The organism is Glutamicibacter sp. PAEs-4 (genome assembly GCF_051161755.1).
GTDB lineage: Bacteria > Actinomycetota > Actinomycetes > Actinomycetales > Micrococcaceae > Glutamicibacter > Glutamicibacter nicotianae.
This window is the reverse complement of record NZ_CP195017.1, coordinates 1,054,601-1,067,322: the sequence shown is the minus strand read 5'-3', so window position 1 is coordinate 1,067,322 and position 12,722 is coordinate 1,054,601. Positions and strand designations below refer to the sequence as shown.

General features: G+C 61.8%; 14 protein-coding genes. 6 read left to right on the top strand and 8 right to left on the bottom strand.

Annotation, left to right across the window (positions count from 1 at the left end; genetic code table 11):
• Positions 1-27: 27 nt before the first annotated feature.
• Entirely contained in the window at positions 28-786 is a 759-nt protein-coding gene (locus ACR9WD_RS05005) for a GntR family transcriptional regulator (RefSeq protein WP_073706850.1), read from the bottom strand.
• 168 nt (positions 787-954) lie between these two features.
• Between ACR9WD_RS05005 and ACR9WD_RS05000 the strand changes: the two genes are divergently transcribed.
• The 4 genes from ACR9WD_RS05000 to phnE are packed head-to-tail and all read left to right on the top strand — an operon-like array spanning position 955 to position 4,754.
• A complete protein-coding gene (locus ACR9WD_RS05000) occupies positions 955-2,154 on the top strand; it encodes a TIGR03364 family FAD-dependent oxidoreductase (RefSeq protein ID WP_246857137.1) in 1,200 nt (399 codons plus the stop codon).
• Positions 2,155-2,182: 28 nt separating this feature from the next.
• Positions 2,183-3,103: a phosphate/phosphite/phosphonate ABC transporter substrate-binding protein gene (locus ACR9WD_RS04995; protein ID WP_073706758.1), complete on the top strand. Its 921-nt coding sequence runs from the start codon at positions 2,183-2,185 to the stop codon at positions 3,101-3,103.
• Between the two features lie 2 nt (positions 3,104-3,105).
• Positions 3,106-3,882 carry a phosphonate ABC transporter ATP-binding protein gene (locus ACR9WD_RS04990; protein WP_073706757.1) on the top strand — a complete coding sequence of 259 codons (777 nt, stop codon included), beginning with the start codon at positions 3,106-3,108 and terminating at the stop codon, positions 3,880-3,882.
• The gene (phnE, locus tag ACR9WD_RS04985; RefSeq protein ID WP_434922854.1) at positions 3,879-4,754 is read left to right on the top strand and encodes a phosphonate ABC transporter, permease protein PhnE; all 876 of its coding nucleotides are present in this window, start codon (positions 3,879-3,881) and stop codon (positions 4,752-4,754) included. The genes ACR9WD_RS04990 and phnE overlap by 4 nt, the downstream gene beginning before the upstream one ends.
• Before the next feature lie 120 nt (positions 4,755-4,874).
• Here the strand turns inward: phnE and ACR9WD_RS04980 are convergent, their stop codons facing one another.
• Positions 4,875-6,467 carry an amidohydrolase gene (locus tag ACR9WD_RS04980; RefSeq protein WP_434922853.1) on the bottom strand — a complete coding sequence of 531 codons (1,593 nt, stop codon included), beginning with the start codon at positions 6,465-6,467 and terminating at the stop codon, positions 4,875-4,877.
• 383 nt (positions 6,468-6,850) lie between these two features.
• On the opposite strand from ACR9WD_RS04980, the gene ACR9WD_RS04975 reads away from it, so the two are divergent.
• Positions 6,851-7,588: a type 1 glutamine amidotransferase domain-containing protein gene (locus tag ACR9WD_RS04975; RefSeq protein ID WP_073706849.1), complete on the top strand. Its 738-nt coding sequence runs from the start codon at positions 6,851-6,853 to the stop codon at positions 7,586-7,588.
• Positions 7,589-7,727: 139 nt separating this feature from the next.
• Here ACR9WD_RS04975 and rpsO read toward each other — a convergent pair whose 3' ends face one another.
• The 6 genes from rpsO to truB all read right to left on the bottom strand — a co-directional run bounded on the left by rpsO (position 7,728) and on the right by truB (position 11,694).
• Entirely contained in the window at positions 7,728-7,997 is a 270-nt protein-coding gene (rpsO, locus tag ACR9WD_RS04970) for a 30S ribosomal protein S15 (protein WP_013348393.1), read from the bottom strand.
• 107 nt (positions 7,998-8,104) lie between these two features.
• The gene (locus ACR9WD_RS04965; protein ID WP_128469837.1) at positions 8,105-8,890 is read right to left on the bottom strand and encodes a class I SAM-dependent methyltransferase; all 786 of its coding nucleotides are present in this window, start codon (positions 8,888-8,890) and stop codon (positions 8,105-8,107) included.
• Positions 8,891-8,895: 5 nt separating this feature from the next.
• Positions 8,896-9,849, bottom strand: coding sequence for a bifunctional riboflavin kinase/FAD synthetase (locus ACR9WD_RS04960; RefSeq protein ID WP_121866442.1), 954 nt, complete (start codon positions 9,847-9,849; stop codon positions 8,896-8,898).
• 64 nt (positions 9,850-9,913) lie between these two features.
• The gene (locus ACR9WD_RS04955; protein WP_174787679.1) at positions 9,914-10,381 is read right to left on the bottom strand and encodes a hypothetical protein; all 468 of its coding nucleotides are present in this window, start codon (positions 10,379-10,381) and stop codon (positions 9,914-9,916) included.
• 9 nt (positions 10,382-10,390) lie between these two features.
• Entirely contained in the window at positions 10,391-10,753 is a 363-nt protein-coding gene (locus tag ACR9WD_RS04950) for a hypothetical protein (protein WP_434922852.1), read from the bottom strand.
• Positions 10,754-10,770: 17 nt separating this feature from the next.
• Positions 10,771-11,694 (bottom strand): tRNA pseudouridine(55) synthase TruB, encoded by a 924-nt coding sequence (gene truB / locus ACR9WD_RS04945; RefSeq protein ID WP_434922851.1) that lies wholly within the window; start codon positions 11,692-11,694, stop codon positions 10,771-10,773.
• 258 nt (positions 11,695-11,952) lie between these two features.
• On the opposite strand from truB, the gene ACR9WD_RS04940 reads away from it, so the two are divergent.
• Complete coding sequence (locus tag ACR9WD_RS04940) at positions 11,953-12,615, top strand: fasciclin domain-containing protein (protein ID WP_038989659.1); 663 nt, start codon at positions 11,953-11,955, stop codon at positions 12,613-12,615.
• Positions 12,616-12,722: the final 107 nt, after the last annotated feature.

Here is a 12,722-nt window from a genome sequence, read left to right as displayed (position 1 = left end):
TCTTCTCTTTTCGTCGTGTTTTCTGTTTCAGCCAGCAATGCTTCGCACACGGCTTAATGAGGCACGCTGCTCGCTGGTGTTTTCAATGGTGAAGTTGGCAAGGTGGGGCAGATACCGGTCATCGGAGAACTCGAGTTTCTGCCCCGATTTGGAAGACGTCACGCGCTGCTCGCGCAGCAGAGGGGCGCCGACGGGCACGCCGAGCAGCTGCGCGTCCACTTCATCGGCCGCCACCGCATCAATGGTGTGCTTTCCGCGGTAAAGGTCAACCCCTTGTTCGCGCAGGTACTCGAAAATCGACCCGCTGTCCGTATCGAAGTCGAAGAGCAACCGGCCAACTTCTTGCGGAAAGCTGGTCCGCTCCAGCATCGCCGGGCTCCCGTCGAGCAAACGCAGGCGCAGGAGCTGCACCACCTTGGCGTCTTCGTCGAGTTCAAGCTGCTCGGATACGAAGGCTTCGGGCCGGCGCTGCGCCAGTTCCCTGGTGTCTTGCCCAGCTTCCAAGCCGATGGAACGCGCCCAGTCAGTGAAGGACATGAACGTGGTGAACGATTGGGATTGAACCTGCTGCGCCACGATAGGCGGCTTGCCTTGCCCGCCGGCGATGAGTCCCTCCGATCGCAACTGGGCGAGTGCATGCCGAACCGTGCCGCGCGAGGCATTAGCCCGTGCGCAGAGCTCGGACTCGCTGGGCAGGACGTCTCCTTCATGCCAGGTGCCGGCCGCGATTTCCTGCCGCAACCAGGTGGTGAGAGCTTGGTACTTGGGTTGCTTCTTGTTCTCCATCACCACTTGATCATACAAGCCGTTTCACCGATAAATCAGCGATTCATGTGACATTTTGGTGAACTGAATATGAACGAATGGGCCTCATTCTGAACACTTGGAAAACTTGTACAGACAAGTGCAGATCTGGCTTGATTCCCTGTCTTTCGAGCATGGATGATCACTGTCGTGAGCAACGAAAAAACTTCCCCGCAAACCCAACCAGGCACTAACCAGGCAGACGTGCTGGTTATCGGCGCAGGCATTGTCGGCATGGCCCATGCCGCCCGTTCCCTGGACGCAGGCCTGTCCGTCATCGTCATCGACCGCGACCATGAGGCCGTCGGTGCATCGGTCCGCAACTTCGGCCACTGCTGCATCACCGCACAGTCCGGAGAACTCTACGACCTCGCGCAGTCGGGCCGCCCACTATGGCTCGACTACGCTGAACGGGCCAGTTTCTGGGCCGTTGAATCGGGTGCCGTTGTGGTCGCCACGACGGAAACAGAATTGCAGGTGCTGCGCGAGCTGTCCGCGCGCCGCGACACCGGCCAGGTCGAAATGCTCAACGCGCAGGACGTCGCCGAACAGCTCGGACGCGAAGGCGCAGAAGGCATCCTCGGCGGAGCGTTCCTGCGTGATGATCTCCGGGTCGATCCGCGCACCACGGTAGCCAAGCTGGCCCAGTGGGTTGATGCCCACGTTGCTGGCAGCGTCCAGTTCAACACCAGCGCCTTGGGGTTCGGTGCCGGCAAGCAACGCCGGGCCAGCGTGCAAACCAATCGCGGCAGCTTCGAGGCCGACCAGGTCTTCATCTGCGTCGGGCACGACGTGGACTACCTCTTCCCGCAGGTCGCGCAAGAGCACCAGATCACCCGCTGTGCACTGCAGATGCTCCGCGCAGAAGCATCCGAGGACCTGGAGCTGAAGCCTGCAGTGCTTACTGCCACCTCCATGCTGCGCTACGAAGCCTTCACCGAGGTGCCGGCGGCCAAGGCCCTTCAGGCTGAAGTCCTCGCCGAACACCCCGAGCTGCTGGACATCCAGGCGAACGTCATGTTCACCCAACGGCCCGACGGCACCCTGCTCCTGGGAGATTCCCACAGCTACGCCGCAACCCAAACTCCCTTCCTCAAGGAATCCACCTCGCAGACCCTGCACTCGGCTATCGGCGGCTACCTGCGTGGCACCGAGCTGAAAGTGCTTGAACGCTGGCAAGGAATCTACGCGTCCAGCGCTATCGGCCCCTTGCTGGTCCGCAATGTTGCCGACGCCATCACCATCGTCTCCGTCACCGCCGGTGTCGGCATGACCCTGTCCTTCGGCCTGGCCGATAAGAACGTCAACGAAATCGCCCTCCCGGCGACTGCTTCCCCAATCACCGCCTAACGCAGCAACAGAACACTTGGAGCAAACCATGAAGATCTCCCCGATGATCAAATTCTCTGCCGTCTCGCTGGGCCTGCTGGCCCTCACCGCCTGCGGGTCCGCCCAGGCAGATGGGCAGGCCAATTCCGAGACCCCGGCGTTCTGCGCCGACGGCCCGATCAATTTCGGCATCGAGCCTTATGAGGCCCCTGCCAAGCTGGAACCTGCCTACGGCGTGCTCGCCGACGCATTGGAACGCGAGCTCGGCTGCGAAGTCGAGGTGCAAGTTGTCGAGGACTACGCCGCAGAAGTACTGGCAATGCGCAATGGAAAACTGGACCTGGGCCAATTCGGCCCCGTGGGATACGTGTTCGCCAGCCAGCAGGCTGGAGCTGAACCGCTTGTATCCTTCGGCACCTCCGAAGGCGAACTGAGCACCTACACCGGCGGCATCTGGGTGGCCAAGGATTCAGAGATCAAGACCCTCGAGGATCTGCGCGGAAAGGACTTCGCGTTGGGCGGCGTCGGCTCGACATCCGGAGATGTCCTGCCGCGCTACGCGCTGAAGACTGCTGGCATTCCCGAGTCGGAGGTCAACTTGAACTATGCAGGTGGCCATCCCGAAGCACTGCTCGCCCTGACCAACGGAACCGTCGACGCAGCCCAGCTCAACTCGCAGACCCAGGCAGTCGCCGAAGAAGAAGGCACCTTCAACCCGGAGGACTACCGCCAGATCTGGACGTCGGACCCCATCCCAAATGACCCGATCACCATCAGCGCAGATGCCGACCCTGAATTGAAGAAGGCCGTCAAGGACGCGCTGCTGAACCTGCCCAAGGAAGACATCGCACAGGTCGGTGCCTTCCTGGATGTCTCCCCTCCAGGCCCGCTGTTGGAAGTCACCAAGGAGACCTACGCACCACTGTTCGACCTGGCATCCAAAATGGGTCTCACCGAGGATGACATCTAGCGATGAACACTACGCTGAATACCGGCCCAGCCCTCTCGGTGAAGTCCCTGGCCAAGACCTTCAACCAGCGCCGCGTGCTTGATGACGTCGATTTCTCCGTCAACCGCGGCGAGCTCGTGGCGTTCCTGGGTGCCAATGGCTCCGGAAAATCCACCACCCTCAAGTGCGTCGCCGGTTTGACCAATCCGGACACTGGAAGCATCGAATTGGATGGCGTCCACCTCGCTGATCTGCATGGCCGCGACCTGGCCCGTGCGCGATCCCGGGCAGCCATGGTGTTCCAGAAGATCCACCTGGTGCCCCGCCGCACGGCATTGGACAACGTCTGCGCCGGTGCCCTGTCCCGCGTCTCCGGCCTGGGATCGCTCTCCCCCGCGTTCTTTTCGCGAGAACTGCGCCAAGAAGCGATGGCCTGCCTGGACCGGGTTGGCATGGCTGACCGGGCACTGGACAAGGTCGGACGCCTATCTGGCGGACAGCAGCAGCGTGTAGCCGTCGCCCGGGCACTGTGCCAGCGTGCCTCGGTGCTGCTTGCCGATGAGCCGGTTTCCGCCCTGGACCCGCATGCGGCCGAGAACATCATGGAATTGCTCGCTACCCTGGCGCACGAAGAAAACCTCGCTGTGGCAGCGGTATTGCACCAGCCAGTGCTTGCCCAGAGGTACGCAGACCGCGCCATCGGGCTGCTGCACGGGCGCATCGCCTTCGACGGCCCCGTACAGAACCTCAGCACCGACTTCCTGGATGTTCTCTACTCCCCCGAAAGGATTGCAGCATGAGCCTCCATACCCCAAGCCGCGTCAAGGAGCAGGCAGTGGAACGAACTTCGCACAAGGCCGCGGCAAAGACGGCACCGGCACTGCCCAAGGATCCGCACAAGACGACCCGCCGCACCCTCTGGGCAACCGGAATTGCCGTGATTGCCGTCCTTCACTACTTGGCCATCACCGGAACTGACTTCGATCCGGCGCTGCTCGTGGAAGGCTGGCGCGGTATGGCACGCTTCATCAGCGATGCATTCCCGCCGGATCTGAGCTGGGACAAAGTCATCCGACCTGGCTTGGAGGCAACGCTGGTCACCTTGTGGATCGGCCTGCTGGGCACCACCCTCTCCATTCCCACGGCCCTGGTGCTCGCCGTGCTGGCCTGCCGGACAACGACGCCGCATCCGCTGGCCTACCAAACCGCACGCAGCATCCTGTCGTTCTTCCGTGCAGTACCCGATATCGTCTTCGCACTGATCTTCGTCACCGCGGTGGGCCTGGGTCCGTTCGCCGGTGTGCTGGCGTTGATCTGCCACAACACCGGCGTGATGGGAAAGCTCTGGGCCGAATCCCTGGAAGAAACCGATCAGGGTCCGCAAGAGGCACTGTCCACCACCGGCGCATCACGACTGCAGCAGCTGGCTCATGGATCATTGCCACTGGTCATCCCGCAGTTCGTTGGCCTGCTGCTGTACCGCTTCGATGTGAATGTCCGTTCCTCGCTGGTTCTGGGCCTGGTCGGCGCCGGCGGCATCGGCCTGCTCATCAACCAGGCGATCAAGTCCTTCCAGTTCGATACGATGCTCACGCATATCATCATCGTCCTGCTCTTGATCATCGTGGTTGACCAGACATCGGGCTTCATCCGCCGGAAGCTGGCTGTCTAGCCTCCACAACAAGCGGCAAAACTCGCTCGACCCCAGCAGGTGTCCATGATCCGGAAAGGATCACGGACACCAGCTGGGGCTCTTGGCGTCTGGGCGGCTTTCAGCTTACCGGGCCTGCGTCTAGCTCACCGGCACGCTCAAGGATTCAAGACGGTCATAGACTTTCTGCCCGCTGAACCAGGTTTGCTGCGCAGTGATCAGCGGCAACTGGTCGAGGGCCACTTCGAACGGGTCCGCCGAGAGCATGATGAAGTCGGCGGATTTGCCTACTTCCAGCGATCCGGTCAGTTCCTCCAGCCCCATGGCCTTGGCGCAATTGATCGTGTAGATGCGCAAGGCATCAGCCAAGGTCACCGCTTCCTCTTCCCAGAGGGTTCCGGGGAACGCCCCGGTAGGATCCTTGCGGGTGATCAACCCGTAGATTCCCTCCCAGGCATTCGGAGAGACGCTCACCGGCCAGTCCGAGCCTCCGGCAATCAGCGCCCCGCTGGCCAGCAAGGTCTTGTTCGGGTGCATCCTGGATGCCCGTTCGGCGGGAAGGACCAGTTTCATCGCTTCGGCGATCACCCCCGGGAACCACAATGACGGCGAGATGTCCGCGGTGACTTCCAATTCTGCAAAGCGCGGCAGGTCGTCCGGGTGAATGAACTGGCCATGGGCGATATGGTACTTCGGCTCGCTTAAGCCAGCCTCGCGCACCTTCTGGATAGTGTCCAGGACCAGTCGCACCGAGGCATCGCCGGTGCAGTGGATCTTTGCTGAAATGCCCCGCACTGCTGTGCTCATCAGCCAGCCTTCGAGTTCTTCTGGCGGCATGGTCGTGCTGCCGCAATGGCATTCCGGGAAACCCACGCCCTCCAGATACGGTTCGATGAAGGCTCCGGTACCGGCCGGAGGGACGCCGTCGAGGAAGATCTTGATGAAATCCGGACGGTGGTGGGCGGACCTGGTTGGCTCACGCTGCGCAATGATCCCCTCGCCCAGCGGATGGGTTCCGAAAATGAAGTCGTTGGCCTGCATGCTGGTGACCACCCAGGCGTGCAGGTTCCCCGCATCGTCCAATTCTTTCAATGCCTGCATTAGCTGCAAGGAGGCGGCGGCATCCTGGAATCCGGTGATGCCGTAGGAATGCAGTATTTCCATGCCTCGTCCAGCGGCTTCGGCCACTTGCGAGGTCGGTGTCGGGCTCAAGCTCTCGCGTGCCTGCTCGACAATGACTCCGGCGGCTTCAAGCAGCACACCGGTGGCACGCCCTTCGGCATCCCGCATGATTTTCCCGCCGTCGGGGTCAACGGTCGCATCGGTGATGCCAGCAAATTCCATTGCGCGGCTGTTCGCCCACCGGTTGTGCTTTGCATCGTCCTTGAACAAGGCCGGCCGTCCACCGGTGGCCTCATCCAGCCGCTCCAGCGCCTGGGGTGTGTTGAGCTCGCTGAACAGGCTCGAGCCCCAGCTGCCGCCGATAACCCACTGGTCCGCGTCCAGCTTCTGCGACCATGCCGCTACGGCTTCCAGGAACTCATCGAGGGTGAGCGACGGCGCCACGTTGAGCTCGAACAGGTCCATCTGCCCGGCAAGCATGTGATGGTTGTGCACATCCATCAGCCCGGGCATGATCGCGGACCCGCCCAGATCGATCATCTCCGTTTCTTCCCCGCGCAGCTCCAAGGCATCATCGCCAAGCGCGACGATTTTTCCTTCACTGACCGCCATCGCTGTGGCGATGCTGTCTCGCGGATCCAGCGTATGAATGGTGCCGTTGAAAATAATCAGGTCAGGGAGACTGTGTTCACGAATGCATTCCTTTCGACAGGGACCCGTGGCGGATGGCCTGTGCAACCTTCTGGAAGCAAGGCGGGCGGCCGCCCGGCGGGTGCATTCATTCTGGCAAAGTCCGCACCTGGGGTGTTGGCTTTGCGCGCAGGATTCGTTGTCATTGCACGCCAACGTCACATGGAATTGCAGGCCAGGGAAGGTTCCGCTAGCTCACATCTTGGTGCATGGTTCCGCACAACATGCTGGCAACTTGTGCGTCCCCCTTGCGACAGCCTGCAGGTTGTACAAGGGTGGAAGGACGAATGCGAAAGGAGCACACCTTGAAGAAAATCCTCATGGTCCTGACCAGCGTTTCCGAAATCGGCGAGGACAAGGAGCCTACCGGTTACAACGTCGCCGAGGCCGCGCACCCATGGAAGGTGTTCCGGGATTCCGGGCACTTCGTCGACTTTGCGTCCATCAAGGGCGGACAGCCCCCGCGCGACACGGTGGACCAGGATGACCCGATCCAGGTGCAATTCACCCAAGACGAGACAACCCGTGCCGGCTTGTACAACACGGCACGTGTCGAGGTGGTGGATCCTGCGCAGTACGACGCGGTGTATCTCGTGGGTGGCCACGGCACCATGTGGGACTTCGCAGGCAATGCTGGCCTGCAGAAGGTGGTCAGCGACATCTACAACAAGGGTGGCGTCGTCGGCGCCGTCTGCCACGGACCAGCTGGACTACTGGATGTCGAGTTGCATCATGGCCTGAAGCTCCTGAGCGGCAAGACCGTTGCAGCGTTCACCAACGACGAAGAGGTGGCCGTCGGCAAGGACAAGATCATTCCGTTCTTCCTCGCAGACAAGCTCACCGAGCAAGGCGCTACGCATATCGCCGCCGATAACTTCGAAGAAAATGTACAAGTCTCCGAACGACTGGTGACCGGGCAGAACCCGGCGTCCGCAGCCGGGGTCGCGAAGGAGATGGAGAAGCTCCTGGCCGAGGTGATCCACCAGGAAAAGGCCGAAGAGGCCGCGGCAGCCGAAGCAGAAACTGAGGCCAAGGCAGAGTAAGCGGTGACGCGACGCCGCTTGGAGCAGCGCGGACAGCGCTCGCGCCCAACCGCGGCTAAGCGGATCTTCCCCTGCCGGACAAGAAAAATCCCCGCCTCCTGAGACGGAGGCGGGGATTTTCTTGCTCTGAAGCCAAGGACTACTTGCGCAGGCCCAAACGCTCGATCAGCGAACGGTAACGCTCGATGTCGGTGTTCTTCAGGTAGCCGAGCATACGACGACGGCGACCAACCAGAGCCATCAGGCCACGGCGGGTGTGGTGGTCATGCTTGTGCATCTTCAGGTGCTCGGTCAGGTCCGAAATACGGCGGGACATGACGGCAATCTGAACCTCAGGCGAACCGGTGTCACCCTCGTGGGTAGCGTAAGCCTTGATGATTTCGTTCTTGATAGTGGCATCCAATGCCATAACAAACTCCTAGAGTTGGACCGCGTTCATAAGTCAGTGCGAACGCCGAGGCATTCACAGGGGAAACTCGCAACCGCGGACTGCAGCGAGAACCATCGTCAATCATATCACCGACGGGGACGCCGGCGGGACCTCCAAGCATGGGTGAGATACGGCACCTGCACCTTCTTATCTGGCTCATGCCCCAAATGCTCATGCCAGTACCATGCCAGGTTCGCTTCGACCTTGGCCCGCGTGGTGTCCGAGGACTTGCGGTAGTAGCTGCGTGATTTGGTCAGCTCGATAATCTCGTGGAAGTCCAGCTCCATGGACCAATGCCAGATGCCATGCTCCGGCTTCTGGAACTGCGGTCCCAGCGGCGGCTCCAGCTCGGGCCGGTGCACGTCGCCTGCATGCATGATCCGTGCCAAGCGGTGCACCCAGGGAACGGTGACATCCAGCTGGTTCCACAGCAACGTCAGCCAACCGCCGTCATGGAGCAAGCGCGCCGCTTCGGCACTGGCTTGCGGGTGGTCAACCCAATGCCATGCCTGCGCATAGGTCACCAGATCAAAACTGTCAGCGGCCAAACCGGTAGCTTCACCAGCAGCGCAGGCCACCTCGATGTGCGGCAGGCGCTTGGACAGGACCGAGAGCATGTCCGCGGACGGATCTACGGCGGTGACTTCCAAGCCTGCAGAAACCAGTTGCTCGGTGAAGATCCCCGAACCGCAACCGATATCCACCGCAGTTGCCGGTCGGTGCTGCAACGTGAAATCCAGCGCTTCCTGGGGATAGGAAGGACGGATCTTGTCATAGCTTTCGGCATCCGACTGGAACGCCGATGCCAATTCTTCGCGGCGCTGTGCTCCCACAACGAAGGCGCGTTGCGGCAACGAAGGTATTTCAGCCATGATTCCTAGTGGCGTTCGGCAGCCAGTACCGCACGGGCCTGGTCGACATCCTCGGTCATCTGCTCAATCAAGGCTTCGATGCCGCGGTAGGCGACCATCGGACGCAGATGGGAAATGAACTCGACGACAATCTGCTGGCCATACAGGTCGAAATCTTCCACCCCTTCTTCGGGACGGTCGATCACATGCGCCTCGACCACGCGGGAGACACCATCGAAGGTCGGGTTCGAGCCAACGGAAATTGCCGCCGGCCAACGCACCTCGGCCTCATCAATGACCCAGCCGGCATACACGCCATCGGCAGGGATGATCCCGGTGGCTTCGGGATCCAGATTTGCGGTGGGGAATCCCAGCTCGCGTCCGCGGGCGTGGCCATGCACTACTTCGCCGCGCATGCGATGCGGCCGGCCGAGGATCGCGGCGGCGGCCTCAACGTTGCCAGCCGCCAGTTCCTCGCGCACCCAGGTCGAAGACAAGCGCCGCTTATCCCCCACGTCTTCAACGCCGATGACCTCGAAACCGTATTTGGCTCCCAGCTCCTGCATGTAGCCGAAGTCTCCGGAATTGCCGCGGCCGAACCGCACATCGTGCCCGACAACGACGGCTACGGCGTTCAGCTTCTCCACGATGATGGAACGGACGAACTCTTCAGCGCTTTGATCCGCAAATTCCAGGGTGTAGTGGATCATCAGCGTGGCGTCCAGGCCAACGCTAGCCAGGGTGTCGATGCGGTCGGCGATGCCCATGATCAATTCAGGAGCACTCTCGGGACGGTGCACCAGCGCCGGGTGCGGGTCGAAAGTGATTGCCACCGATTGTGCAGAGCGCGCTTTGGCCTGTGTGACAGCTGCATCCAGCACTTCGCAGTGGCCCAGGTGGACACCGTCAAAGTTGCCAATGGTCACGACAGTGGGCGCCATATCCGCGGGGACGGCATCCAAGCCCTTCCAATAGTGCACTTTGCTCCTTCAGAAATTCTGCTGCGGTGGATGGAAAACCCACCGAGGTAATTCTTGCACGTCTTTAGACGTGACGCTCATTACGGTTACGGTACAGCCACCACAAGCCGATGAGCGGCAGAACCAGCGGAACGTATCCGTACCCTTCGCCAAAACCGCTCCACACCGATGGATGCGCGAATTCTTCGGGGTGGGTCAGCGACAGGATTCCCACGACGATCACGCCCACCAATTCAATGGCTACCGCATACAGCGAGACCAGCCAGGCGCCACGCTTGGCCGAGGACAGCGAGAACGTGGCCAGGATGTAGATCAGGCCGGAAACCAGCGACAGGCTGTACGCGATCGGAGCCTCGTCGAATTTGCTCATGATCTGGTAGACCGCGCGGACCGTCGCCGCAAGAGCTAGGATGCCGTAGACGGCAATGATCACGCGGCCCAGGCCGGTGGACCGGCTCGGCTTGGGGGCCTTGTTGGCGCTGCGGGCCTCGGCGGCCTGCATGATGCGCGAGTTGCGCTGCTTTTCACCCATGGGGTACTCCTACTGCCAGATCTGTTCCATGCGGAACACCATAACGAAAGTGACCGCGGCTGACGCGGCCAGCACGGCGTTGGACCAGCGGCTCTTCTCGCTGATGGCCCAGAAGAAGGCGATCGGCGGCATGACCAGCGCCGTGATGAAGTAGCCCCAGAATTCCACCGGGTCCCCCTGCACCGCATTGCCGCCAGCCTGGCGGATCACCGCCGCAATGCCGTAGGCAATCAGGAACAGCTCGGTGGCCACCGCGCCGATCAGCGCCCAGTCATCCGGGTGCTTGCGAATTGCTGTTGCAATCACTGCCACCAGAAACGCCAGCGCACAGACCACCGCGCCGGCGATGAAGAATCCATTCAGGGCAATCAAGCCAGGTCCTTTCGGGATTACTTGGCGGTGAAGACCAAGACGGTACGGGCCTTGTCGCCCTTGTCTTCCAGCAACGCGACGAGCACGCCGTTGGGCGCGAACGCGGCAACGGTCTGGCCCTCGGCGATGTCCATGCTCAAGTGCGAGGCGGGGACGGTGCGGCCGAACGACAGCTCGACTGCTTCGTCGACGCTGACCGTGCGGTTGGGGAACAGCGCAGCGGCAGCCTTTTCAATGGGGAGGATCTCGAATTCCTGGGCCAACTGCTCCAAGGTGCGGGTGAGCTCGATCTTGTACGGGCCCACCTCGGTACGGCGCAGCGCGGTGAGATGCCCGCCCACGTTCAATGCTTCGCCCAGATCGCGGGCCAGCGCACGGATGTAGGTTCCGGATGAGCAGGAGACGGTGACGTCCACGTCGAGGATCTTGCCGCCATTTTCGCGGCGCACCTCGTGGATCTCGAAACGCGAAATGGTCACCGGACGGGCCTTGAGCTCCACCTGTTCGCCGGCGCGCACGCGGGCGTAGGAACGCTTGCCATCGACCTTGATGGCCGAGACCGAGCTCGGGGTCTGCTGGATGTCGCCGCGCAGCCGGGCCACCTCGCGTTCGATGTCCTCGTCGCTGACAGCTGCTGCGATGCGTTCGGAAATGATCTCGCCTTCGGCATCGTCGGTGACGGTGTTCTGCCCCAGGCGGATGGTGGCGGTGTAGGTCTTGTCGTGGCCCACGATGTAAGTCAGCAAGCGGGTTGCCTTGTTCACGCCGATCACCAGCACGCCGGTGGCCATCGGGTCCAGAGTGCCGGCATGGCCGACTTTCCTGGTCCCAGCGAGTCGGCGGATGCGGCCCACCACGTCATGGGAGGTCATTCCCTGGTCTTTGTCGACTAATACGAGGCCTGATGCCTGCTCTTGCGTGTTCTGCCCGGCTTTACTCACGCCTTCCAGTATATGGGCTGTGCAGAGAATAAGCCTGCCGCGGGTTCCAAGCGTGGCAGATCCCACGTGCGGACCAATCCCCCTCCGATAGCGTGGCTGCAGACCCGCCCGGACGCCGCGTCACAGAGGGACTGGAAAATTATTTTGACGGGATTCCAATCCGCCAGGCATCCGGCACCGAATGCTCCATGACAGCCTGCTCCGCACGGACAGGAAAGGAACCGACGACAATAGTCGCGGCGAAGCAAGGAGAAAATCATGAAGCGCACATACAGCAAAGCCGCTGGAGTCTTCGGGCTCATCGCAGTCGCCGCCATGGGACTGAGCGCCTGCTCGACAGGTTCGGAAACCATGGAATCGCCCACCGCTTCCGCTTCGGAAAGCAGCTCTCCGATGGCCAGCGAGTCGGCCATGGATCCAGCCGGAAATCTCGTTGGCCCAGGCTGCGCAGCCTACGCCGAAGCAGTCCCGACCGGTGATGGCTCGGTAGAAGGCATGGCGCAGGATCCAGTAGCCGTCGCCGCCTCGAATAACCCGCTGCTGACCACGCTGACCTCGGCGGTCTCCGGTGAGCTGAACCCGGACGTGGACCTGGTCGATACGCTCAACGGCGGCGAATTCACCGTCTTCGCACCGGTGGATGACGCCTTCGCCGAAATTCCGAAGGATGACTTGGCAGCAGTGGCCAAGGACGCCGACACCCTGACCAGCGTGCTGACCTACCATGTGGTTTCCGGCCAGATCGCACCGGCTGATCTTCCCGGAACCCACAAAACGGTCCAGGGCGAGGATCTTGAAGTCACCGGCAGCGGTGATGATCTGGAAGTCAACGGGGCCTCGGTCATCTGCGGCGGCGTGCAAACCGCCAACGCGACCGTGTACCTGGTGGACACCGTCCTGATGCCGCCGGCCAAGAAGTAGCACCCCCGGAAACAGCAGGTCCGCCGGCATGGAGGTGGTGCGTGGAATACCTTCCATGCACCACCTTCGCCGGTGCTGCGGGAACGTGGTTCCCTCAGCCCAGCTAT